Origin of the sequence: Filimonas effusa, assembly GCF_004118675.1 — a bacterium.
GTDB classification, from domain to species: domain Bacteria; phylum Bacteroidota; class Bacteroidia; order Chitinophagales; family Chitinophagaceae; genus Filimonas; species Filimonas effusa.
Genome location: NZ_SDHZ01000005.1, coordinates 94,611 through 119,362, shown reverse-complemented (window position 1 = coordinate 119,362; position 24,752 = coordinate 94,611). Strand labels below are relative to the sequence as shown.

Annotated in this window: 22 protein-coding genes and 1 tRNA gene; 13 read left to right on the top strand and 10 right to left on the bottom strand. The window is 43.1% G+C overall.

All coding sequences use genetic code 11. The features are described from left to right. Positions 1-110 precede the first annotated feature (110 nt). The 5 genes from ESB13_RS21940 (at position 111) to bglX (ending at position 10,551) form a co-directional block, all read left to right on the top strand. Positions 111-3,461, top strand: coding sequence for a TonB-dependent receptor (locus ESB13_RS21940; RefSeq protein ID WP_164974305.1), 3,351 nt, complete (start codon positions 111-113; stop codon positions 3,459-3,461). Between the two features lie 11 nt (positions 3,462-3,472). Further along, positions 3,473-4,921, top strand: a complete 1,449-nt coding sequence (locus ESB13_RS21935) for a RagB/SusD family nutrient uptake outer membrane protein (RefSeq protein ID WP_220399746.1) — start codon at positions 3,473-3,475, stop codon at positions 4,919-4,921. Positions 4,922-5,017: 96 nt separating this feature from the next. Then, complete coding sequence (locus ESB13_RS21930; protein WP_129005891.1) at positions 5,018-6,361, top strand: glucoamylase family protein; 1,344 nt, start codon at positions 5,018-5,020, stop codon at positions 6,359-6,361. Between the two features lie 65 nt (positions 6,362-6,426). Beyond that, positions 6,427-8,178, top strand: a complete 1,752-nt coding sequence (locus ESB13_RS21925) for a family 43 glycosylhydrolase (protein WP_181955317.1) — start codon at positions 6,427-6,429, stop codon at positions 8,176-8,178. Positions 8,179-8,271: 93 nt separating this feature from the next. Next, positions 8,272-10,551, top strand: a complete 2,280-nt coding sequence (gene bglX / locus ESB13_RS21920; protein ID WP_129005889.1) for a beta-glucosidase BglX — start codon at positions 8,272-8,274, stop codon at positions 10,549-10,551. Positions 10,552-10,655: 104 nt separating this feature from the next. Here bglX and ESB13_RS21915 read toward each other — a convergent pair whose 3' ends face one another. The 5 genes from ESB13_RS21915 to ESB13_RS21895 form a co-directional block, all read right to left on the bottom strand. Then, positions 10,656-11,633 carry an energy transducer TonB gene (locus ESB13_RS21915; protein WP_129005887.1) on the bottom strand — a complete coding sequence of 326 codons (978 nt, stop codon included), beginning with the start codon at positions 11,631-11,633 and terminating at the stop codon, positions 10,656-10,658. A 64-nt stretch (positions 11,634-11,697) separates the two neighbouring features. After that, positions 11,698-12,882: a cation:proton antiporter gene (locus tag ESB13_RS21910; protein ID WP_220399745.1), complete on the bottom strand. Its 1,185-nt coding sequence runs from the start codon at positions 12,880-12,882 to the stop codon at positions 11,698-11,700. 16 nt (positions 12,883-12,898) lie between these two features. Continuing rightward, positions 12,899-13,186, bottom strand: coding sequence for a hypothetical protein (locus ESB13_RS21905; protein WP_129005885.1), 288 nt, complete (start codon positions 13,184-13,186; stop codon positions 12,899-12,901). A gap of 75 nt (positions 13,187-13,261) precedes the next feature. Then, positions 13,262-13,702, bottom strand: a complete 441-nt coding sequence (locus ESB13_RS21900; protein WP_129005883.1) for an Hsp20/alpha crystallin family protein — start codon at positions 13,700-13,702, stop codon at positions 13,262-13,264. Between the two features lie 185 nt (positions 13,703-13,887). Next, positions 13,888-14,292: a VOC family protein gene (locus tag ESB13_RS21895; protein ID WP_129005881.1), complete on the bottom strand. Its 405-nt coding sequence runs from the start codon at positions 14,290-14,292 to the stop codon at positions 13,888-13,890. 166 nt (positions 14,293-14,458) lie between these two features. Between ESB13_RS21895 and ESB13_RS21890 the strand changes: the two genes are divergently transcribed. The 4 genes from ESB13_RS21890 to ESB13_RS24235 all read left to right on the top strand — a co-directional run bounded on the left by ESB13_RS21890 (position 14,459) and on the right by ESB13_RS24235 (position 18,534). Continuing rightward, complete coding sequence (locus ESB13_RS21890; protein WP_129005879.1) at positions 14,459-16,180, top strand: sensor histidine kinase; 1,722 nt, start codon at positions 14,459-14,461, stop codon at positions 16,178-16,180. After that, entirely contained in the window at positions 16,177-16,917 is a 741-nt protein-coding gene (locus tag ESB13_RS21885; RefSeq protein WP_220399744.1) for a LytR/AlgR family response regulator transcription factor, read from the top strand. The genes ESB13_RS21890 and ESB13_RS21885 overlap by 4 nt, the downstream gene beginning before the upstream one ends. A gap of 233 nt (positions 16,918-17,150) precedes the next feature. Then, positions 17,151-17,759 carry a hypothetical protein gene (locus ESB13_RS21880; RefSeq protein WP_129005875.1) on the top strand — a complete coding sequence of 203 codons (609 nt, stop codon included), beginning with the start codon at positions 17,151-17,153 and terminating at the stop codon, positions 17,757-17,759. A gap of 190 nt (positions 17,760-17,949) precedes the next feature. Continuing rightward, on the top strand, positions 17,950-18,534 hold the full coding sequence (locus ESB13_RS24235; RefSeq protein ID WP_129005873.1) for a Crp/Fnr family transcriptional regulator: 585 nt from the start codon (positions 17,950-17,952) through the stop codon (positions 18,532-18,534). A 223-nt stretch (positions 18,535-18,757) separates the two neighbouring features. Here the strand turns inward: ESB13_RS24235 and ESB13_RS21870 are convergent, their stop codons facing one another. Further along, complete coding sequence (locus tag ESB13_RS21870) at positions 18,758-19,537, bottom strand: nucleotidyl transferase AbiEii/AbiGii toxin family protein (RefSeq protein ID WP_129005871.1); 780 nt, start codon at positions 19,535-19,537, stop codon at positions 18,758-18,760. A 24-nt stretch (positions 19,538-19,561) separates the two neighbouring features. After that, a complete protein-coding gene (locus tag ESB13_RS21865) occupies positions 19,562-19,876 on the bottom strand; it encodes a DUF6922 domain-containing protein (protein ID WP_129005869.1) in 315 nt (104 codons plus the stop codon). A gap of 409 nt (positions 19,877-20,285) precedes the next feature. On the opposite strand from ESB13_RS21865, the gene ESB13_RS21860 reads away from it, so the two are divergent. From ESB13_RS21860 to ESB13_RS24345, 4 genes are all read left to right on the top strand, one after another. Then, positions 20,286-20,888, top strand: coding sequence for a TetR/AcrR family transcriptional regulator (locus ESB13_RS21860; RefSeq protein ID WP_129005867.1), 603 nt, complete (start codon positions 20,286-20,288; stop codon positions 20,886-20,888). 51 nt (positions 20,889-20,939) lie between these two features. Further along, positions 20,940-21,692 (top strand): SDR family oxidoreductase, encoded by a 753-nt coding sequence (locus ESB13_RS21855; RefSeq protein ID WP_129005865.1) that lies wholly within the window; start codon positions 20,940-20,942, stop codon positions 21,690-21,692. A 391-nt stretch (positions 21,693-22,083) separates the two neighbouring features. After that, complete coding sequence (gene vapB, locus ESB13_RS21850; protein WP_129005863.1) at positions 22,084-22,287, top strand: type II toxin-antitoxin system VapB family antitoxin; 204 nt, start codon at positions 22,084-22,086, stop codon at positions 22,285-22,287. Positions 22,288-22,325: 38 nt separating this feature from the next. Next, positions 22,326-22,673 carry a type II toxin-antitoxin system VapC family toxin gene (locus tag ESB13_RS24345; RefSeq protein WP_220399752.1) on the top strand — a complete coding sequence of 116 codons (348 nt, stop codon included), beginning with the start codon at positions 22,326-22,328 and terminating at the stop codon, positions 22,671-22,673. A gap of 258 nt (positions 22,674-22,931) precedes the next feature. Here ESB13_RS24345 and ESB13_RS21840 read toward each other — a convergent pair. The 3 genes from ESB13_RS21840 to ESB13_RS21830 form a co-directional block, all read right to left on the bottom strand. After that, positions 22,932-23,005, bottom strand: a tRNA-Pro gene (locus ESB13_RS21840). Between the two features lie 73 nt (positions 23,006-23,078). After that, on the bottom strand, positions 23,079-23,834 hold the full coding sequence (locus ESB13_RS21835; RefSeq protein ID WP_129005862.1) for an SDR family NAD(P)-dependent oxidoreductase: 756 nt from the start codon (positions 23,832-23,834) through the stop codon (positions 23,079-23,081). A 74-nt stretch (positions 23,835-23,908) separates the two neighbouring features. After that, positions 23,909-24,319 carry a helix-turn-helix domain-containing protein gene (locus tag ESB13_RS21830; RefSeq protein WP_129005860.1) on the bottom strand — a complete coding sequence of 137 codons (411 nt, stop codon included), beginning with the start codon at positions 24,317-24,319 and terminating at the stop codon, positions 23,909-23,911. Between the last annotated feature and the right edge of the window lie 433 nt (positions 24,320-24,752).

The following is a 24,752-nucleotide window of genomic DNA, read 5'->3' as shown; positions in this document are numbered from 1 at the left end:
AAAAACGGAGAATGTTGGCGCATCCCCCGTTTAACAGGTTAAATTTTAGAGTGATTGTTTCCAATACCAGCCTTGGCGGGCTGGCATCTTTTAACCATAACAATAAAAGTATGAAATCTTTCTTAACGGAAAGCGAGCGGCCGTTAGTATTCAAAGCTTTGCTTATTATGAAAATGACTACTGCGCTTATTCTCTTCTTTACCATGTACGCTTCAGCTGAAGGCTTCAGCCAAAAGAAAATAAGTCTTAATCTCAAAAGGACGGAAATTGCCACTGTTCTCTCTACAATTGAGCAACAAACAGATTACAGGTTCTTATATAACAACAACATCAGGGGTATCACACAAAAGGTGAATCTCAATGTTGCCGACGCTGATATTAAAACTGTGCTGGATGAGCTCTTTTCCAGCAGCAGGCTTTCCTATCATTTCATGGAGAACAATTTAATTGTTATTCGTGAAGGCGAATTGTCTTTGCAGGCAGCGGCGCCAATGGCTGTGATCAGGGGTAAAGTAATGTCGGACAGCGGGACGCCACTTGCCGATGTATCGGTGATGATCAAGGGCTCAGGGAAAGGTACTGCTACCAACAGCGAAGGCGAGTTCTCCATCAATGCGAATAAAGGGGATGTGCTTTTGATTTCCTATATCGGTTACGAAACAAAAGAAGTAACCGTAGGTGATCAATCCAGCCTAAGTATTGTACTTACTCAAACCAATCAGCAGTTGGCAGATGTAGTTGTAGTAGGTTATGGTCGTCAGAGGAAGAGTGATGTAACAGGTTCGGTAACTACTGTAACTGCGAAAGATATCTCTTACCAGGCTTCTGCCAACCCTGCCCAGGCTTTACAGGGCAAGGTAGCGGGCTTACAGGTAACCACATTGGGAACGCCGGGTAGCCAACCTACCATCCGTGTTCGTGGTGTAGGATCTGCCAGCTCAAATGTCGACCCTTTGTATGTAGTAGATGGTGTGTTGACGAATGACATTACTTTCCTCGGTAATAATGATATTGAATCTATCAGCGTATTGAAAGACGCGTCCGCTTCGGCTATCTACGGTATCCGTGCAGGAAATGGCGTTATCATCATTACTACTAAAAGAGGTAAAAATGGACAGCCCCGCGTTAGCTATGCCGGATATGGCGGCATACAAAAACCGGTGAAAATGGTAAAACTGGCAACCGGTAGCGAATATATCCAGCTACTGAATGAAAAAGATGCTATTGATGCAGCCAGGTCCGGAGGTACACCACCCGTTCCAAGAAACCCGGCTAATTATCCCTCTTCTACCAACTGGTACGACGAAATATTGAGAAGTAATGCGCTTATCCAAAGTCATGAAGTGAACTTCTCCGGAGGTACGGAAAAAACACAGTACGCACTAGGTTCGGGGTATTTTAAACAGGAAGGCCTTGCAAAAACAAACGATTATCAAAGGATTAACGTAAGAACCAATGTAGACAGTAAGGTTACCAACTTTCTTAAGGTGGGCATTAACGCAAACATCTCAGGCTTTACATCTAATAACTTACCTGATAATATGTTCATGTCTGCTTATACGGCGCCATCTGCTTTGCCGGTGAAAAACAGCGATGGTACCTATAGTGATATGACTCAATTCGGTGCTTTTGCAAACCCGGTAGCTAAATTGGAATATAACCGGGATCAAACAAGAGGCATAAGAATGGTAGGCGGTGTATATGCTGAACTATACCTGGCGAAAGGACTAACATTTAAATCTGCTTACGGCATCGATGGTACCTATAGTCAAAATAGAATATATGTACCCAGGTATGTCATATCCTCCGTACAAAGAGATACGACACAAAAATTAACCAAAAAAGTGGAAGACCCATTTAGCTATTATTGGGATAATACTTTGACATATGATTTCGCTATTGCAAACGATCATCGCTTTACCGTATTATTGGGAACAAACATCCAGCAGGAAAGAGGACATTCTCTAACAGCTTCAAGACTTGGAGTGCCCGACCTTGGCTCAAAGAGCTGGTACCTGAACCTGGGAGACCCAACAACGCAAACCAGCGATGAAAGTGTTACCCTTTACAGAGCCGCTTCCGTTTTTGGCAGGCTCAACTATTCATTTAAAAACAGGTACCTGTTAACAGCAACATTAAGACGTGATGCTGCCAGTATATTTCCTCTGAATAACCGCGTAGACTATTTCCCTTCAGTGGGCTTAGGTTGGGTTGTGTCTCAGGAAGAATTTATGGCTGATCAAAACATCTTTAACTTTCTTAAAGTGCGCGGAAGCTGGGGGCGAATGGGTAATAGCAAAATCCCGGCAACTGTTGTAACCGCTGTGTCAACAGGCGGCGCATATTCACAACCAGGACAAGTTGGTGCAGGTGTGGACCAGGTGGGCCCCACAAACCTGCTTTGGGAAACCGCAGATGAAATTGATATCGCAATAGAAGGTGCAGCACTTAAAAGCAGGTTGACTTTCGAAATCGATTATTATAATAAGAAAACCAATAACTCAATCTTTAATGTAACGGTACTTAGCCCGGTAGGTGCTTCAAATACCAGGTACCTCGATAACAATGCAGGTATAAGAAACCAGGGTGTTGAATTGAACCTTGGCTGGAAAGATAAAGCAGGCGAGTTCAATTATAGCATCAACGGAAACTTCTCTTATAATAAAAACCGGGTGGAATCTTTAAGGCCTGGAACCATTGGCATCTATAGCGGAGCTGTAAACTTCATTACTACTACTTATACAACGGTAGGTCATCCGATTGGTGAATTTTATGGACGTCAGGTGATTGGCATCTTCCAGAATCAAAGCGAGATCAATGGTTATAAAACTGCTACCGGTACTACTATACAGCCGGATGCACAACCCGGCGACTTCAAGTTTGCAGATGTAAATGGTGATGGCAAGATTACAGACGCTGATCGTACTTTCCTTGGTAGTGCCATTCCTACCTACAATTTCGGATTTAGCTTGTATGGAGCATATAAAGGCTTCGACCTTACTATAGACTTATATGGACAGGGAGGTAATAAGGTCTACAATGCAAGAAGGTTCAGACAATTAGGTAACGAAAACTATGACCAGATTTTTTATGAAAAACGTTGGCATGGGGAAGGTACTTCTTATGATTATCCTTCTGCAGATTTGGCTACTAACGCTAATAAATTGTCAAATTCATGGTACGTTGAATCTGGTAACTTCGTGAAAGTAAGAAACTTACAGATCGGTTATACGTTCTCCGAAAAAGTAACTTCCAGAATGAAGCTGGCTGGATTACGTATTTATGCAAACGCAACTAATCCATTTAACTTCTTTAAGTACACTGGATTTAATCCGGAAGTAACAATCATAGATAATAAGAAAGCGGCCAACGAAAGGTTCGATGCTACCTCGCAGGGCATAGATTACAACGTATATCCAATGTTCGCGACTTTCAATTTTGGTGTAAACGTTAACCTGTAAAATTAGTTGCCATGAAAAAGTTTATTATTCATTCTGCATATTTAATGTTATTGTCGTCATTGCTTTTCTCTTGTAAAAAATATCTCGATAATAATACAGAGGGTAAGATCCCTCCAAGTGATTTCTTTAAAACAGCCGATGATGCAAGGCAGTCTATAATAGCTATCTACGCGAAAATGCGCAAATGGGAAATGACAGCCTTTGCCTACATTTCTATACAAGAGATCCCATCTGATCAGTCTATTAAAGGAGGCGCCCAGGGCGATGCGTCTTTCTTAAATAACTATGACAGGTTTGCCTACACGTCTACCGAAGGGCAGATCAATGACTATTGGATCGGAAGATACCAGCTTATCAATTTATGTAACCAGGCTATCAGTAACATCCCTGCTATTACCATGGACGAAACCTTAAAAGCTCGTTTGATTGGTGAGGCTAAATTTGCAAGAGCAACTTTTTACTTCGATCTGGTTCGTGCATTCGGTGATGTTCCTATGCCTGTTTCTGTTGAAAATGCTGCAGTTGCTGCGCTTACAAGAACCCCCGCAGTTGAAGTATATAGTCAGATCATAAAGGATTTGCAGGACGCTGCCCAGGTATTGCCTGATTCCTATACAGGAGCTGAAATAGGACGCGCTACCAAAGGCGCCGCAAGAGGTTACCTTGCAAAAGTCTTTATGTATCAGAAAGAATGGGATAAAGTGCTGGAGCAAACATCCGCAATCATCTCTTCAGGGAGATATAGCCTGGAACCGGATTTTTACCAGCTTTTCAGGATTTCACATGAGAACGGTGTTGAATCCATCTTTGAAGTTCAGAATTATGCCGTTTTAGGTAATGGCGATCTGAGTAACAGCCAGTTTTCGCAGGTGCAGGGCGCGAGTGGTAATGGGTTTGGCTGGGGGTTCAACGCACCATCCGATAGCCTCGCAAGAGCATTCGATGCTGCTGGAGATACCTTGCGGAAAAGAGTTACTATCTTATACAGAGGACAAACAACACAGGATGGCGACTTGATCCTGGCTCCTAATCCAATGGAAGGCGTTACTATTCCACGTTACAATGGCAAATCTTATGTTCCGAAAAAGGACCAGGTGTCAGGCGTAAATGAAGGCGCTGCCCAGAATGTACGCAAAATGCGTTATGCCGAAATTCTGTTAATAGATGCAGAAGCCAAGATCAATAAAGGTGATGTTGCAGGCGCGGCTGCTTCATTGAAACTGGTGCGCGATCGTGCCAAACTTCCTTATATAGCTGCACCAACCATCCAGCAGATCTGGAATGAACGATGCCTGGAATTGGCGATGGAACAAGACCGCTTTTTCGACCTCGTTCGTACAGGTCAGGCAAAAAATGTTCTTGCTCCCTTAGGTTTTACAGACATAAATAGCCTGTTCCCTATACCACAGGCGGTAATTGATATTACAAACGGTACGATTAAACAGAACCCCGGGTACTAATAAACGCACTTAGCAATCAGTGTTTTAAGAGGAAACACAGAGGGAACCTGTTTCCAGGTTCCCTTTTTCTTAACGTTTGTAAATAAATCCATGAGCATGAAAAATATCTTTTACTGTGTCTGCTTTTTATTAACCATTGGTTGCGCAAATGCACAAAAAAAAGATGTCAGAACGCCTGCATTCGATGCAACAAAACGACCTAAAAATCTTTCCGACACAGCACTGCTCGAATTAGTACAAAAACAAACATTTAAATACTTCTGGGACTTCGGACATCCTGTTAGCGGACTCGCAAGAGAACGTAGCAACCAGTCGTTCGACTATGGCAATGAAGTGGTGACAACCGGCGGTAGCGGCTTTGGCATCATGTCTATCATTGTTGCTGCTGAGCGCAAGTGGATCACACGTGAGGAGGCCGCAGGGCGCCTAAACAGAATTGTAAAATTCCTTTGGAAAGCTGATAGCTATCATGGAGTATTTCCGCATTGGCTGGATGGCGCCACCGGGAAAACGATTCCTTTTGGCAGGAAAGATGACGGTGCAGATCTTGTAGAAACTTCTTTTTTATTTGAAGGTCTTTTATGTGCAAGGCAATATTTTAATAAAGACAATCAAACTGAACGGGAGATCCGCGACCGTGTTAACTGGATGTGGGAACAGCTGGAATGGAACTGGTTTACACGTGAGGGACAGGAAGTGTTGTACTGGCACTGGAGTCCGAACAACGGCTGGGCGATGAACTTTCCCCTGCGCGGTTTTAATGAATGTTTGATCACTTATGTGCTGGCCGCTTCAGGTGAGCGTTATCCTGTTACCAGTGCTGTGTACGACAGGGGCTGGGCGCAGAGTGATTTCTTTAAAAACGGGAAGGAATTTTATGGAATAAAACTGCCATTGGGCTTTGACTATGGTGGTCCGCTCTTTTTCTCGCACTATTCTTTTGTTGGACTGGACCCGCGTGGGTTGAAAGATAAATACGCCGACTACTGGGAGCAAAACAGGAATCACACATTGATCAATAGGGAGCATTGTGTGCGCAATCCCAACAACTTCAAAGGATACGGAGCCAATTGCTGGGGTTTGACGGCGAGTGATACCTATAATGGCTACGATGCACATTCTCCAGCGAATGATCATGGTACCATTACGCCAACAGCTGCGTTATCGGCATTTCCTTATACTCCGGAATATTCCATGCAGGCATTGAAGCATTTCTATTATGATCTTGGTGATAAGATATGGAGTGAATACGGCTTTGTTGATGCATTTAACGAGGGGCAGAACTGGTATGCTACTTCACATCTGGCAATAGACCAGGGGCCAATTATCGTGATGATTGAAAACTATAGGACCGGTTTGTTGTGGAACTTGTTCATGAGTTGTCCGGAAGTGAAGAAAGGGTTGAAGAAATTAGGATTTCAGTCGCCCGCAATCAATTAGGCCGGCGGGGCTGTATATAATAGCTAAACTGCTTTGAGAGCTATTTTTCAAAACAATGAGAACTGATGTGGCAAAGAATTTTCTCTTTTATTGTGCTTATTATGATGGGGCTTACTGCCAGGTTGCAGCAAGCCACCTATTGTAATCCCATTAATATTGACTATGGTTATTGTCCCATTCCGAATTTTACCGAATGGGGAAAACATCGTGCTACAGCCGATCCGGTGATTGTCATGTATAAAGGCGATTATTATTTGTTCTCCACCAACCAATGGGGGTACTGGTGGAGCAATGATATGCTCAAGTGGAATTTTGTTTCACGCTCGTTCCTAAAACCCTATCATAAAGTATATGACGATTTATGTGCGCCTTCTGTTTGGGTGCAGGGAGATACGATGCTGGTTTTTGGTTCCACTTATTCCACCAACTTTCCTATCTGGATGAGTACCGACCCCAAGGCCAACCAATGGAAAGAAGCTGTTGATTCATTTGATATAGGAGGCTGGGACCCGGCTCATTTTGTAGATGATGATGGCAAACTATATATGTATAACGGGAGCAGCAACAGATTCCCACTATATGGTGTTGAGCTCAACAGGAAGACATTTCAGCCTTATGGTACAAGAAAGGAATTGTTATTGCTGGATGACAAACGTTATGGCTGGCAGCGTTTCGGTGAATACCTGGATAATACCTTTCTCGATCCATTCATTGAAGGTGCGTGGATGACAAAGCATAATGGCAAGTATTACCTGCAGTATGGCGCTCCTGCCACGGAGTTTAGCGGGTATGCTGATGGCGTTGCAGTATCCAATAGTCCGCTTGGGCCTTTTGTACATCAGTCTATGCCGATGAGTTACAAGCCCGGCGGTTTTGCACGTGGTGCAGGCCACGGTGCAACATTTAAAGATAAATGGAGCCAATACTGGCATGTAAGTACCATGGTTATTTCTGTGAAGAACAGTTTTGAGAGAAGAATTGGGATCTGGCCTGCCGGCTTTGACAAGGATGATGTGATGTATACCAATACTGCTTTTGGAGACTATCCGCATTATTTGCCGGGAGCAGGTGCAAGCGCTTCTTCAAGCTCTATGCACGAAACATTTACCGGTTGGATGTTGCTGAATTATAATAAACCTGTAACCGTGTCTTCTACATTAGGCGGCTATTTGCCTAACAATGCAGTAGATGAAAATATTAAAACCTATTGGAGTGCCAAAACCGGTGATAAGGGTGAATGGATACAAACTGACCTGGGTGATATCTCAACGGTAAAGGCGGTGCAGATCAACTATGCAGACCAGGATGCTGCGTTCATGGGTAAAAAGACTGATATTTGCCATCAGTATAAATTATACTATTCTGCCGATGGAAAGCAGTGGAAAGTATTGGCAGATAAAAGCAACAACAAAGAAGATATACCACATGAATATGTAGAGCTGCCTAAAGAAGTGCGTGCACGGTATATCAAGCTGGAAAATATACATATGCCTACCGGGAAATTTGCGATCAGCGGGTTGCGTGTATTTGGAAAAGGCGATGGCGAGAAGCCGGAAGCTGTAAAGCAGTTTATCGTGTTGCGTACCGAGAGCGATAAACGCAGTGCATGGATAAAATGGGAGCCAGTAGAAAATGCTTACGCTTACAATATCTATACGGGCGTTGCGCCGGATAAAATGTATAACTGTATTATGGTACATAACGCCAATGACTACTTTTTCAAAGGCATGGATAAAGAAAAGAAGTATTATTTCACCATAGAGGCGATTAATGAAAATGGCGTATCGCAACGTATTAAGACAATTGAAGCAGAATAATGGCAACAGCCGGTAAATAGTTATTTCCCTGAAATGCAGGATATTGGTATAGCAGACTGCATTATTCAACATGAATAAAACAGATTTAGAATTATGAAAAAGACAATTGTTATAGCGTGTTCAGTGCTCAGCATGACATCGGTCTTTGCTCAAACAAAGACTGCTTCGGATGCTAAAATGAACAGTTTTGTTACAAACCTGATGGGCAAGATGACAACAGAGGAAAAGATCGGTCAGTTAAACCTGGTAACACCGGGTGGAACAGTGACGGGCTCTGTTGTAAGCTCAGACGTAGACAATAAGATCAGGAAAGGACAGGTGGGTGGTTTGTTTGGTATTACAGGGCCTGAAAAGATCCGTAAGGCGCAGGAAATAGCGGTAAATAATTCCCGTTTGCATATACCACTCATTTTCGGTTTGGATGTTATACACGGTCACAGAACCATATTTCCTATTCCGTTAGGGCTTTCTGCTTCATGGGATATGCCAATGATCGAGCGCAGCGCACAGATCGCCGCAAGCGAAGCAACAGCCGATGGTCTTAGCTGGGTATATTCACCTATGGTAGATATTGCCCGTGACCCGCGCTGGGGACGTATTGCGGAAGGTTCCGGTGAGGATGTTTACCTGGGTTCACAAATTGCCAAAGCAATGGTAAGAGGTTACCAGGGGAATGGGTATGACGGCAGAACCGTAATGGCATGTGTAAAGCATTATGCTTTATACGGTGCTGCGGAAGCGGGACGCGATTACAACTCTACCGACATGAGCCGCATCAAAATGTTTGAGTATTATCTGCCTCCTTACAAAGCTGCTATCGATGCAGGTGTAGGAAGCGTCATGAGCTCATTTAATGATGTAGACGGTGTGCCGGCAACAGCTAACAAGTGGCTGATGACCGATCTGCTGCGCAAGCAATGGGGTTTTAAAGGCTTTGTGGTAACGGACTATACAGCTATCAATGAAATGATAGATCATGGCATTGGCGATCTGCAACGCGTATCTGCCGAAGCATTAAAAGCAGGTATCGATATGGATATGGTGGGAGAAGGCTTTCTGAGTACAACAGCTAAATCTTTGAAAGAAGGAAAAGTAACCCTCCAGCAGATCAATGATGCTTGCAGAAGAATACTGGAGGCAAAGTACAAACTAGGTTTGTTTGAAGACCCCTATCGTTACTGCAATGAAACACGCTATGCAAATGAATTGCTGACAGTGGAGAACAGGAAAGCGGCACGTGAATTTGCTGCCCGTTCTATGGTATTGCTCAAAAACAGCAATAACGTATTGCCTTTACAAAAAAAAGGAACGATTGCATTGATAGGCCCATTGGCCGATAACCAGCGCAATATGCTTGGAACATGGGCGGTATCCGGCGATTTTGACAAAGGCGTCACCATGCTGCAGGGTATTAAAAACGTAGCAGGTAACGATGTAAAAGTGGTTTATGCCAAGGGGTGTAATATCTCTGATGACGAAGAATTCGCTAAAAAAGTGAATGCCTTCGGGGTAGAGATCGATATAGACAAACGTAGTCCCCAGGCAATGATAGACGAAGCGGTTAGTGCGGCAAAGCAGTCGGATGTAGTAGTAGCTGTATTGGGTGAAGCTGCCGATATGACCGGTGAGTCGAGCAGCATGTCGGACATCAGTCTGCAGCCGGCCCAGAAACGTTTATTGCAGGCGCTGAAAGCAACAGGCAAGCCGGTGGTATTGGTATTAATGAGTGGCAGGCCGATGACGATAGTAGAAGAAGATAAAAACATGGATGCTATTCTTGAAGCATGGTTCCCGGGTACAGAAGCGGGGAATGCAGTAGCAGACGTATTGTTCGGCAACTACAATCCTTCCGGAAAGATCACTGCAAGCTTTCCAAGAAATGTGGGTCAGATCCCGGTGTTTTACAACCATAAGAATACAGGTCGCCCTTATCGTGGTGGTGCTCCTAAGTTCAGATCGAACTACCTGGATGTGTCGAATGATCCATTGTATCCGTTTGGATATGGCCTAAGCTATACCACCTTCTCTTACGGTGATGTACGTATCAGCAAACTGAACCCTAAGGGCAATGAAGTAGTAACGGCGACCGTTTCGGTAAGCAATACAGGCAAATATGCAGGTGAAGAAGTAGTACAGCTATACATTACAGACCCCGTTGCAACCGTAACGCGTGCGGTGAAAGACCTGAAAGGCTTTCAGAAAATAAGCCTTCAGCCGGGGGAAACCAAAGAAGTAACATTTAAGATCACCACAGAGGAACTCAAATTTTACAATACAGATCTGAAGTATGACTGGGAGGCCGGAGACTTTATCATACAGGTTGGCGGTAACTCAAGAGACGTGAAATCTGCCAAGGTAAATTGGAGTAAGTAAGCAGGAGTATTCATGAGAAAACGAAGCTGGGCAATAGTCGTTTAGACATGTTTGAACCAGCATCCACAGGGCCGGCCATTGTTTAATGGACCGGCCCTGTTTATTTATTCTACTGCTACCTGGAAGATGATGGGTTGAAAATTATGCATCCTGCATTTTTCCCCGAAGGCAACACCTGGTATCCAGCGCGGTGATTCGCGTATGACCCTTAAGGCCTCTTCAATAACCTTTGGATGAATGCCTTTGGTATCGCCGGAGACTGCAACCTCGCTTACGGTGCCATCAATTTCTACGGCAAAGGAAACATTTACTTTAGCCTGGGCTTCGGTTTGTTTTCTTTTCAGTTTAATGTATTTGGCTCCCACACTGGTATTGATGTTGTGGTTTATATAATTCATCCAGGCCTTGCTGCCGGCTGGAAAGGTGGGTGAAGCAATCAGTTCCTTTTCATCATATTTTTTCAGCGGCAGATCCGGCCGGTCGAATACGTGATCGTCGACGGCTATGGCCTTAATGTTTGTAGCACTGTCTATTCCATAACCAAACCTCGTAAATGTTGTTTTTTTCCAAAGGGCAATACCGCCATTAGACTCCCGTGCGTAGAGGTTCTGTTTTCCTATGGTATTATCTTTACTATGTTCAGGATTTTCGCGAAGGTCTATAGCGTAATAGAACAGCCTTTCTGTTCCATTTGTTTTCAGTGATATGGAGCGACAGGGATGCCGGAGCATGGCAAATGGCGCCTCTCCTTTTTTAACTTCAAGTAAAGTAGTGGTATCGCTGTCGAAATCGATGTAGTAAAGTGTATCCAGTTTTGGAAACTTGTAATAGGCACGTTTCTCCTTCGGGATTATCCACTCTTCGTGTCCGGTTGCCTGGTTATAGCAGTTGCCATTTTTTAGTGTAGACACGGAAGTTATACCGGGGAGCAGGTAATCTTCAATCTCCTTATCGGACATGGCTGAGGTAGAATGAGCTGTCCGGCTGTAGGTGATCTGTCCTTCGAAAAAGTTGTTCTGTGCATTGGCAGACAGTGTGGCGAACAAACAGCAGATGGATAAACAGAAGGCTTTAAATGGCATTCAAAAGGGTTTTGGAGTCGAAGGTATTGTAAACTTTTAATTTAATGGCGGCGATGTAGTGCTTTTAGGTTGCCTTGGAATAACTACGCCTGAGGCTTAAACCAAGATGCTGTAAAAAAGAGACCCAGACGGTGGAAAGCAGTAGTGATAAGCCTGTTATACCCAATCCTGCTTTATACAAGGTAAACGCTATCAACTGCATTTTATAGGCTATTGACAATGCGAGTATGCCAAATTCTCCCGTATGAGAAAGCAATGCACCACCCAGTAAACTTTGCTCCCAGTTAAATTTCAGCAACCTGAAAACAACAGCCGAAAGCAGGCTATTACTTATAAAAACAAGTAAGGTGCCCAGTAATACAAAACTATAATTCTGAAAGAGATAAGGAATGTCGAGCCTCAGGCCGATGGAAACGAAAAACAGCGCTACAAAAAATACCTTGAAGGGATGAAGTGCGTGTTCCAGCCATCTGAAGGTTTTTGCCCTTCCTATGTAAACGCCGGCTATAAAACTGCCTAATGCGCCGCTAAGGCCTGTTGCTTCGGCCATCGATCCAAAACCTAAACAAATGAGCAGGCCGGTGAACACCTGCAGATCATGATCCTTTTCCAAGGATACCAGGAAGCGCGGAGTGATCAACTGCCTTTTTCCTCTCACTCTTTTTAACATGAAAAAGAATGCAATACAGGCTGCAGCGGCTATAACGATAGCGAATATGTTAAGCGTGTTGAAGCTTTCTCCTTTCCATATATTCATAATGGTGAGTACCGGTGCAAATAATACATCCTGGAAAATGAGCATGTTCAATATGGTAATACCAAGGGATGTTTTTAAAAGGCCATTCATGCTCAATAAGTCGCTAACGACGGGCGTGCTGTTAAATAGAAAAAGAATGGCAATAAGTATCACGCTTTCTGTAGGTAAATGAAGCATATAGCCTGCAACAAAAGAAAGCAGGAAACTTAGTGCTATTTTCATGGATTGAGCCACTACAGGTTGCAGTAGCATTGAATGGCTATCGGGTACATTTATTTCCATACCAATGAAAAACATAAACAGTAGTATGCCTACTTCCCCGATGGCTTCTATCTCTTCTGCATTATTGAAAATGCCCGTTACATAAGGTCCTAACAATATCCCGGTTAGGATATAGGCAATGAGGTATGGTTGTTTTAGTTTCCTGAGCAGAAGCATAGCTCCCAGTGTAGTAAGGCACATGATACAAATTGCCCCGGCCATAGTACTCATAGCGTAGAGAAATGGTTTATTCGAGATTCAATATTTTAAATACTTCCAGGGAGATGTAGTGGCTGTTTTCCTGTAAATCGGCTAAGGTGCAGTATTGAGAGGCTAATGTGATGGCCTTTTCGCCGTTGTGTGATATCAAGTTCAGCTGGAAAGGAGCGTGCCCCCACACGTCTACTGCACTGCCTTTCATACATGCGAAGATCTTTTCAGCATCCTTGCCAATACCCTCTAACTGATAGTGGCAGAATGCTACATAGCCTTTAATGGTTTTGATATTTACTTCTATGGAGTAAGATGTTTGCATAAGTACTATACAGATTACAATAACAGGTTTGCACCCGTTTTTACGGGTGCAAACGAGGTGAAAGCCAATAACAGCTTATTTGATCTCTATTAAGCGAGGCGCTTTTTTCTTTGCCGATTCAGTTTTAGGAATAACGAGTTTCAGAAGCCCGTTTTCATACTTCGCCTCGATGTGGTTTTGATCCACTACATCTTTAGGCAGTTCAAAACTGCGTTGGAACGATTGATAGCTAAATTCCCTGCGGGTGTAGTGGTCGTCTTCTTTGGTGTATTGGCTGTCCCTGGAAGATGAAATGGTAAGTGTGTTGCCTTCTAACGTAATTTTGAAATCCTTTTTTTCCATGCCGGGGGCAGCTACTTCCACTTCAAAATTGTGGTCGTTTTCCCTGATGTTCACCGAAGGTACGGTGGTGCTGGTGGACGAGAAATTACTGTTGCCCCAGTTAAAAAGTTCACGGCTAAAGAAATCATCAAAGAGTGGCAGCAAACTTCCATTGCTTCTTTTAACGAGTGTCATAAAACCTCCTTTTTAAGTGTTAAACAATAATATGAATGAACTTATATAAAACCACGATCAAGTGCTGTGCCAGGCCACCAGCTTCAGTTTGCGCCCTTACGATTTGTCATTTTGTACGAAAAAATGACAGTAAAGAATGTCATTTTTTCAAGCTCATCCATAAGGGTGTAATCGTCAGGATTTACTTATTTAACGGCTCTTTGCTTCGCTTCATCCGTAATTGGCGTAAAAAGGTTCACCAGGTTTCCATCCGGGTCCCTTAGTAACAAAGAGCGATTTCCCCACGGCATTGTTGTTGGTGGCTGAACTATAGCGTTTCCCAGGTATTCGGCCAGTTGAGCATAACTTGCATCTACGTCTTCCACCCTGAACTCGATGATCACTGACCGGTTAGCACCTGGAGCCGCCACTGCTTCCCCTCCGAACAAGGACAGCGTATTGGTACTGCCGATCGCCAGGGTCGCCAATGGTGTGCGCAGTTCAGCGAAGTCTTTCGTATATACAGTTAATGGCGTGCCTGCTATTTTTTCATAAAATGCCACTAGCCGCTGAACATCTGTCGTAATGATCCTTGTTGATGTAAAATACATGTGTTGTGTTTTTTGTAAGCACAAACCTAATTGGGGCAAGTGACAACCCTATGTCAGTGGTAAATCACGGCTTATATTTGATACTAATTCAGTTAAAAACATACAGCATTCAGTTTTTGTATTCCTGAACAGCGCAGCTACAGGCATCTTGCACGAAAATCATAAAATGAAACAAAAAGCAATTCAAATCCTCCTGGCACTGTTCCCCGCTTTACTGTTCGCTCAGGAGAAAGCCGTACAAAAGCTCATTAACGGCAAACCTTGCGATACCTGCATTGTGAAATATAACCTCAGCTATTCCAATGTGCTTCCTTATGTATTCATTGGTGCCACGCCAAATCCGGAAAGGTTATACCGGGAATATAGGGCGTTTAAAGAATCGATCCCCGATCAGCCATTTGAGCAGAATATCTTTCTCATTACTGACAGTATTTTAAATGTTGTTTTTCTTACGGGAGAGGATGAAAATGCAGATCGCTCAAAATCATTCTTCAAATGGGACGAAAATTATGACTATAAAGAGATTGAAATAAGCATCGAAAAAAATAAAAAGCAATATGGCGGCTGGCAGACGCTCAGTAATTTAGATTCCATCAAGGACTATAGAATCAGCCGTATCCGTTACAGTGAGAAAACGCAGGGCTATATTGTTGCGAAATGGAAAAGCAGCCACCAGACCGGGGAACTCCACTTCATGTACAACGATGTTGTTGAAATAACACTTCGTAGAAAGAAATCAAAGGAAATATTGCGCAAACTTATCATCAGGCGTCAACTGGATAGGCCTGTACATTTTTTCTATTGGCAATCAGAGATCACTTCATCGAATGTAAAAAAGGTGATACATGACTTCCTGGATATGCCATTACGCAAAGTGAATTTCCTGCGTGGCGATTCGGCTGCCCGGTTTGAGTTAAACCAGGGAAATATTGGTGTACTTTTCTTTAAGTGGCTCGAAACCGGGGAAGAAATCGAATATTCTTTCACGGGAACCGGCGATTGGCAATCCATTCAGCGCCTCAAGCATTCTCTGTCGGAAGGGGCCTTTTTACTGCTTGACCAGGAGGACATACCGCCGGGAAAAACACAATCACTCTATCTAAGGTATAAAGGCCAGCCGGGGTCAATTCATAAAATAGAAATACAGGGAGTGTCGAACATCGGGCAAACTTCTTTTTTCAAAGTAACAGCGGGCTTTATGCTCGCTTTACTTTTGTTTGCAGGATGGTATTTATTAAAGCGGCGCCTGCATAAAAAACAGATAGCGGCACTCAACAGGAAAAATAAAGATATAGAAACACGTTTGTCGTTATTAAGTGGTCAGTTGAACCCACATTTTCTTTTTAATTCACTCCATGCCATACAAGGAACTATAAATAGCAATAATATCGGCGAAGCGAATAATTACATTGGTGATATAGCCCGGTTTATGCGGAATAGCATGGACTATAGCAAGAGAGAATTTGTTTCCTTAGCGGAAGAGCTATATCTGGAAGCCGATTACCTGCAACTGGAACAACGACGTAAATATTTTACATTTGATCTCGTTATCGGTAAGGAGGTCAATGCTTCGCAGATCGATTTTCCGCCACTATTGTTACAGCCGGTATTGGAAAACAGTGTCCGTCATGCGTTTGGGAAACATACGAAGCCGGTTTTACATATTCAAGTCTCCGGGAGCAATCGCGATCTTGTTGTTTCCATTACTGATAATGGTGAAGGCTGGAATATGAAAGGGCGGGCAGAGGGCCATGGGCTTGGACTGGTAAGGAAACGAATAGAACTGATCAATGAAAAAATGCAGCACATGCGAATCTGCATGAACATACGGTCGGTACAAGATGAAGGAACCATCACTACTTTTACATTTGAAAACTGGCTTATATGAATGCTTTAACCTGTTTCATAACCGATGACGAACCGGCGGCTATTGAAAGCCTTAGCAGGCTGATAGAGCTTTATTGTCCTTCGCTGCATATAAAGGGTTATGCAACGAATACAGCGGATGCTGCTGCATTTTTAAATAAGGAAGATGTGGACATTTTGTTCCTTGATATACAGATGCAGGGTGAAACGGGCTTTGATCTTCTGAAACAGTTGAAAGAGCCGGGCTTCCATTTGATTTTTGTTACCGCATTTGATGAGTTCGGCATAACGGCCATTAAATTTTCCGCAACCGACTACCTGCTGAAACCGGTGGATCCACAGGAACTTATTGGCGCTATTCACAAAGTGGCGACACGTAGGCGGATTCAGCAGAAGCAAATGCAGTTGCTGTTGCAAACGCATATGCTTCCGGGTAGCCAGCAAAAGCGGATAGCGCTTGCCGATCAGTCCGAAATAAAATATGTGCTTATTAGCGATATCGTATGCTGCGAGGCAGATAACAGCTATACTACATTTTATATTGGAGACGGTAAGCAGACGGTTATGGTTTCCAAACCCATTGCGGAATACGAAATGCTGCTACAGCCTTACGGATTTATAAGGGTACATCAGTCGTGGTTGGTAAATACTCATAAACTTGAGAGTTATAAACGGGAGGATGGAGGGTTTCTGCGTATGCAAAACGGTATGAATATACCTGTAAGCAGACAGCGGAAGCATTTGCTAAAGGCTTTATAGTGTTGCCATTCACTTTCTAACGGTAACGTTACAATACTAAACACATTGCTTAGCGTTGCAGTTCCATTTCCTTTTAGTCGGGCAGCAAAGGGAAGTGCCCGATTAGGGGTGTTACTTTGCAACGTATGAAAGCATCCGAATAGGCCGTAGCATTTTTCATTTGGTAACAAATGTGGAGCAATATTGTAGTTGACAATTTCAACTTTGCAGTATTGAATCTAAAACGTTTCCAAATGAGAAGACATCTTATCGTTGCTGTATTAGCAACACTGTTTGTAAGCGGACTGAAAGCACAGATTTCCGATACTGTAAAAAATAATTTCTGGCATCGTCAACCGCCGCATTATGGAGCCCAACAGGCTGTAGAAGCAGAGTCTTTGTTTCCGATGTTTTTTACGGGAGGTTACCACGCTTGTGTGGGTTATAGATATGGCAATTGGCGTTTGCGGGCGAGTGTTATCAATGGTGGCGACTATAATGCCGAACCTGCAGGACTAAAAAATCAGAAAGATGATTTTAAGCGCTTTTACAAAACTTCGCCCGGCATCTTCCTTGGATATAACATCTGGAAAAACCTCGAACTCTATACCTTTTTGGAGATGCATACTTTTGCCATCGAGCAAAAATCTACAGGTCTTCGTCAAAACATCCGCAGCAACGATTTTGGCGGTGGCATCAGCTACCAGTTCTTTTTGGGGAAATATGTGTATCTGCAACCCGGTCTTCACCTATACCTGCGAAGCGACAAAAGCCTGGATTTTAATGGTGTAAAATACAATATTCCAAATGCCGATTTCGCCCCTGTTATCCGTATCGGTTTCCGATTGTGGGAAAAACACTAATTAATTTTATAAAGAAAGCAATACCTGATTTAGATACGTGCAGGTTGTTGCCTGTGGTTCGCATAGGTTACGTCAACGATTATCCGGGACCGCTAAGCGTACGTAGGGAAGTAGCGGATTGTGCCACTTTTAAGGAGTACTCAGGGCGTTTTTTGTAACTTCGTTTTCCAATATCTTTTGAGGAAATGAAATGCAGAATTCCGAAGCTCTTAAGAAAGAAATACTGGGAAATTGCAGTTTAACCGAACGGCAGTGGGAAGAATGTTTATGTTCTTTTACCTATAGAAAACTACGGGCAGGTGAACTTTTGTTAAACCAGGGAGATGTTGCCCATTTTGTAGCGTATGTTCAATCCGGCGTTTTGGTATATTACCGGTCAATGGAAACGGGGGATGATTACACGACGGATTTTGGCTTTTCGGGTGATTGGGTATGCGATATGTACAGCAGGCTGAACAGCAGGCCCGCTTCCATCAATATCAAAGCTTTGGAAGATTCGGACGTTTTTATTTTGTATCAAAGCGAACTTGAGAAACTGCTGGTAAGGTTCCCTGCTTTGGAAAAGATGATCCGGATTCTGACGGAAAGAGCATTTTTAAAATTGCTTCATCAATCTTTGCATTTACAGATTATCGATGCCAAAGAACGTTACCTGAAACTGCTGGAAGAAAATCCCGGAATTTTGCAAAAAGTACCTTTGTATCATATTGCCAATTACCTCGGTATCGCGCCGAAATCGCTGAGCAGAATCCGAAAAGAAATTGCGGGAGAATGAGTGGTTTTGTTTTCTGATTTAAATGTTGGATAGGTAGAAGTTGATTATACAGTTGCAGAATATGCCCTCATTTGTTATTATCTGGTTGATGTGGTATGCTAATATGCAATCCCAGCTTTGAACTTTGAAAACAGTTTATACATTTTCGACAGCTTCATCATTCTCCTGAATGACCTGGTAACCGCAATGGAGCGCTTACTAAATCGAAGCAGGCAAATAATGTTTAGTTAACCGGCCCCAATTTTGGCGACTCAACCCCATTATCGCGCATCAACTTAAAAACCTTCCTTCGCCACTGCCTTTTTGCTGCTTTAATATCCTTATTGGGTGGAATAATATTAAGGGCATCAGTAGAATGATAAGGTCGCCCTACTTTAGGTTTATAATCTATGGGATCTGCTGCTAACAATAAATGATAATCAGCGGTGGGGCTAGTTGGTTCATCCAAATCAAAGAGCCACCAGTCTGCCTGAGTCGTAAATCTGGCTTCTTTTTCCGCTAGCGCCTCCATAAGAGTACCCAAGTCGGATTTGTCAGTAATCAAATCCAAATCATATAAATCCTTTTGTGCTGCCCTTGATGAAATACTCATTAATTTGAGATGCCCTATATCTTTTACACTAACCAATCGGTAGCCCTCCACAATGTCAAATTCATCCAGCAAAGGCGCATTTTGAATAATTTCCACCTTAATAGTTTTCGCTCCAACAGCAAGTAAAAGCCTGATAAAACCAAACTGTTCACCCTCTTCCACATTTTCCAGAATACACCTCCTGATCTCAGATGCATTGAATTCCTTTTCGATTTCCGCCATAATATACTCCATACCTGTCTGACCCACCATCTGACCGGAAAACAAATCAAGATCAATAGATTCTCGGTGATTAAAACGCAAGGCAAGATTGGTGCCTCCAGCTAAACCAAAACCCTGCAAAGAAGGTAAAGCCTGTAATCGCGTCAGGGTTTGGCGCAATTCTGTAGAAACCGCATCAACAGTAGACATGAAAATGATTAATTACGTGAAGTATTATACAGCAGACTTACCCAGTCGTTTAGCTAGGGAAAACCTTTTAAAGCGAGGTATGTGGTAACGATCAGCAATAAGTTCACAAACGGTGTTAGGCACCTTTTCTTTTGTATGCTGAAGTACAGTAGCAATTTCTGTGTTAGAATAGATACTTTCCAGCTTGGCAATATCGTCTTTAAAACTATTGCGATCAGTGTAATATAAAGCCCTGGGTATGATTAAATTCATATCCCTTTCAACATCTAATCTATCAGGCTTCATGTCCCAAAATAGGTAAGATGGAAAAATAGTGGCGATATTTACATCCCTTTTCACACTACAAATTTAGTCATTCCTGATATAATAAACAAGAATCAATCGGTATATAAAATATTGATTAATAAATAGTTACGCATTTTCCAATACCTGCACCTAATAGAAATAAGACTTTTGCCCAGATGTACAGTTGAATAGCCCGGTAGGTCGCGGAATTATCGGCCTGAATGCGCTTAAATCTTTCGGTACAGCTTTTCACGCTGCATTCTGTCCCATAATTGACCTGATCGATCATTATGTGGCCAGTGACAGAGGGTTAGTAACCGTCAACCTGCATATTTACAGCGACAGCATACATCATATGGTAATGTTGGCTTTAAAACCGACAGAACATTTTGGCAACGTTGCATATTTTTTAAAAATGCTAAGCTAATTTGGTTTGTTATATACCGATTGGTATATTTGTGTTATGAAGTTCTCGCCACGAAATGAAGATACCAGGCAGTTTATCATTGAAAGTACAGCAGCTATTTTCAATCAGAAGGGGTATTCCGGTACTTCATTGACTGATCTTACTGAGGCAACAAAACTTACAAAAGGAAGCATCTACGGTAATTTTGAGAACAAAGAAGCAGTAGCGGCGGCCGTATTCGAATACAACAGTAAACAGCGTGTTGACGCGATGAACGCAGCAGTGAACGCAGCCATCACTTACCGGGAAAAATTGCTGGTATATGCCACATTTTTCGGCGTTAACAGCGGCAAATTATTTCCAAAAGGGGGCTGCCCTTTCTTAAACACAGGGGTCGAAGCCGACGACACAAACGAAATGATGCGCCGCAAAGTAGCAGACGCTTTGTTAGCCTGGAAAAAACGAATTACGGACCTTATTCTACAAGGCATTGAAGCTGGCGAGTTTAAAGAAGACACCGACGCAAACAGCATTTCAATTTCATTGATTGCTCTTGCCGAAGGCGGTATTTTTATGAGTAGTGTTACCAGGAACCATATATACACACGTGCAGTAGCTGCTACTGCCAGCACCATTATTGGGAATATTTGCCGGACATAAACTTTTTTTTAATCAATGATATACCGAGCGGTATATAAATAACAATAAACAATGAATACTACAAACAACACCGTGCTCATCGCAGGCGGCAGTGCAGGAATAGGATTGGAAATAGCCAAATTATTAGATGCAAATGGTAACACATTAATAATCACGGGGCGCAGCAAAAGCCGGCTTGATGAGGCAGCGTCATTGCTAAAAAATGCTGTTACAATAGTTTCTGATATTTCAAGTGAAGGTGACAGGCTCGCCCTCGCGGAAAAACTTCAGGCGGAATACCCGCAATTAAATATGGTGATAAACAACGGTGCTGCCGCCAGCATATATCCGCTGGTAAATGCACCGGCTGAAGCAATGCCAACCGTACAGCATGAAATAATCACTAATTATGTATCGGTGCTGGCACTCAACAGCTTGCTACTGCCTGTGCTGGCCAGGCAACCGGAAGCGGCAATCGTAAATGTAAGTTCTGTGGTTGCGTACGTTCCTGGTATTTTAGCTACTTACTCGGCGTCGAAAGCAGCCCTTCACTCTTACACACAATCTCTACGATGGGAACTCGGAAAAATACATCCTAATATTAAAGTATTTGAGCTTTTCCCGCCGCTGGTGAATACCGAATTTTCAAAACCGATAGGGGGCGAAAAAGGCATACCTCCACAAGAGGTAGCTCAGGAACTACTGGCAGGTCTTGCAAGCGATACCTACGAGATCAGGGTGGGAATGACAGAACAACTTTATCGCTTGTTTCTATCGTCGCCTGAACAAGCATTTGCGGCTATGCATACATCGGAAAGAAAATAGAATATGCTGAATAGAGTCGTGATAACAGGTTTAGGAATCATTACTGCCGGTGAGTGTACAAGCCTTCCGGAACAATATTGTTTCAGGAACCAACTTTGTGGATACAATTTCGTGATTTGACGCTTCATCCTTCTCTCACCCCATCACCCGGGCTTCTTTGGGCGGATTTAGTTCAAGGAAAGCGATGTCAAGGAGAGGGATGTATTATATCGATTCCCTTTATATGTGTTGTACAGCTTTATATACTGCTCTGGGTTATTCCTTCAAAAAGGACATTGTCTCGAAATTTATATCTCTAACGATTCAATTTTATGGAGAAAAATTTCGGGTATCTGGACCAATTTTAGAAAATCGCCCATTTTTTGTAATTTAGGTTTATGAATAACCGATTATGAACAGTTTAAATATATACACCAAACTGGAAACATTGCCGGCGAACTTAAAGCAGGAGGTCTCTGACTTTATTGATTTCCTTATGCAAAGGTCTTCCTCCAAAAAGAAGAAGATTGTTCCGCAGTTTGGTAGTGCAAAAGGAAAGATCAAAATGTCTTCGGATTTTGATGCACCAATTGATGATTTTAAAGAGTATATGTAATGGAGTATTTGTTAGATACTCATAGTTTCCTTTAGTTCATTAATGGTGACGAACAGCTTTCCAACAAAGCAAAAACAGTTATCACAGATCCGGAAGCAATTAAATATATTAGTATCGCTTCCTTTTGGGAAATAGCTATAAAGCTAAATTTGGGGAAACTGCATCTTGAAATGACTTATCCAGATTTAAGAGAGCAGGTTATAATTAACGGGTTTGAAATATTGCCTATCACATTTGAGCATACAACAACACTAGCAACTCTCGAACTTCATCACCGCGATCCATTTGACAGAATTATTATTTCGCAGGCCCAAAGCGAGCGACTTGTCTTAGTTAGCAAAGATGAGAATTTCAATAAGTACAAATCGTTGAAATTATTGTGGTAATGCCTACCAAGCTTGGTTATATTCTGTACGATTATCGACCTTATTCCTGTTTGATCTTAGGAAACTAGTTATCTTAATGGAATGTTAGATTATCAATTGGTTTTGAACAGCCCGTCTAAAAAAGGATCGGTAACGCTTATATACGTCCCCAAAAACTCATTTTACAGGACCTAAATACTTTCGAGTTAAATTTGATTCGAATACCTTGAACTTAAAGAGCCTTCAAATCCAGTGACTTGAAGGCCCTTTAAATTTTAGTCGGGATGACTGGATTCGAACCAGCGGCCTCTTCGTCCCGAACGAAGCGCGCTACCGGGCTGCGCTACATCCCGAGGGGATTGGGGAGGTCAAAGTTAGAAGGATCCGCTTTTTTGTCAAAAAATCATGAGGCATCCCTGATAAAAATCATAAAAACATGCCGCCGGAGACTTCTATGCGCTGGGCTGTTATCCATTTCGCATCATCGGTGCAGAGGAAGGCTACTACGCTTCCGATGTCGTCGGGCAGGCCAACACGGCCTAAGGCTGTTTGCGAGGCGAGGAGGGCATTTAACTGCGCGTTGTCTCTTACTGCGCCGCCGCCAAAATCGGTTTCGATAGCGCCAGGGGCTACTACATTCACTTTAATACCACGTGAGCCGAGCTCTTTTGCCTGATACCTGGTGAGGGTTTCTATCGCCCCTTTCATGGAAGCATAAGCAGCATAACCAGGCTGACTGAAACGCGCCAGGCCGGATGAAATGTTGATGATGCCGCCGCCGTCGGCCAAATGAGGTAATGCTTTTTGTGTAAGGAAGAACACGCCTTTGAAATGGATGTTCACCAGCGAATCGAACTGCTCTTCTGCGGTGTCGGCAAAAGGGGCGTGATAACCGGTTCCTGCATTGTTCACCAGGTAGCTCAGTTTCTCTGTTTTAAAGGTTGATTTCAGGGTCTCTGCAACCTGCTGCCAGAATGCATCGAAACTGCTGCTGTCGGAGACGTTGAGTTGTAAGGCTGCGCCTTGTTGTCCCTGGTTCGCGATCTGCTGTACTACTTCTTCGGCTTCGTCTTTTTTGCTGTTGTAGGTGATAATAACATCAAGGCCTTTTTGGGCGAGGCTGATGGCCATGTTCCTGCCCAGTCCGCGGCTGCCGCCGGTTACTAATGCTATCTTGCTCATAAATTGTGTTTACAGTGTTATAATAACACAAAGTTGAGCAGGAAAAGGTTCATGATTATGGTGACTGTTTCAGATTAAATGGTGACTACTTCCTTTTTTGAGGCCTCACGAACGGCTTCACGGTATTGTTTGGGTGTCATTCCTTCAAAATGCTTGAAGAACTTGGTGAAATTGGATGGGTCGTACGTGAGCTTCTCCGCAATAGCGGATATGGGGGCATTGGTATTGACTATCAGATCTTTTGCTATTTCCAGGATCCGGTGCTCGAAGAAATAACAGGGAGCTTTTCCGGTGGTGAGTTTAATGGTATTGCTCAGGTGGGTGGGATGAATATGTAATACGGCTGCCAAATCCCTGATCTCGAACATATCGGCTGTTTTGCCGGAGAGGATATCCTCGAGGTGATTGTCTATCGCTTTCAGAAAGTTGGCCAGGATCTCCTCCTGGCGGGCGGCTATCTTTTTGGGTAATTTTATCGTTGCCATCTGCTGTTCCTATTGCTCCTATCGTTTAAAGATACGATTCCGGCAGGTGTTTGCGAATCTATAGTGATTAAATCTCCGGCTGTCTTATACTGAATAGTTTTAATTCTCATGGGATTGGCCGTATAGGGACTGCTCCCCGCTGCTGTTATAGTTTAATGGCTGTTCTTATGATTTAATATTTACGATGCCGCGGATTGGTGCGGCGGTATAGTGATCAATTTTCCGTTACGCTAATATTTACAGCTTGATGGATGATCGCAGCGGGGTTGTGATTGCTATTATTGCTTTTACGGTTCAACAATATGATTTGACGGGGGATGACTGGGGTAAAAACAGTTATGATCTGAGGCGCTGCGGCAACAAATTAGCGAATTTTTTGCCCGGTTTTATCATGGTTGATGCAGGCTGTGCAGCGGTAAGGCTGTAGCATGAC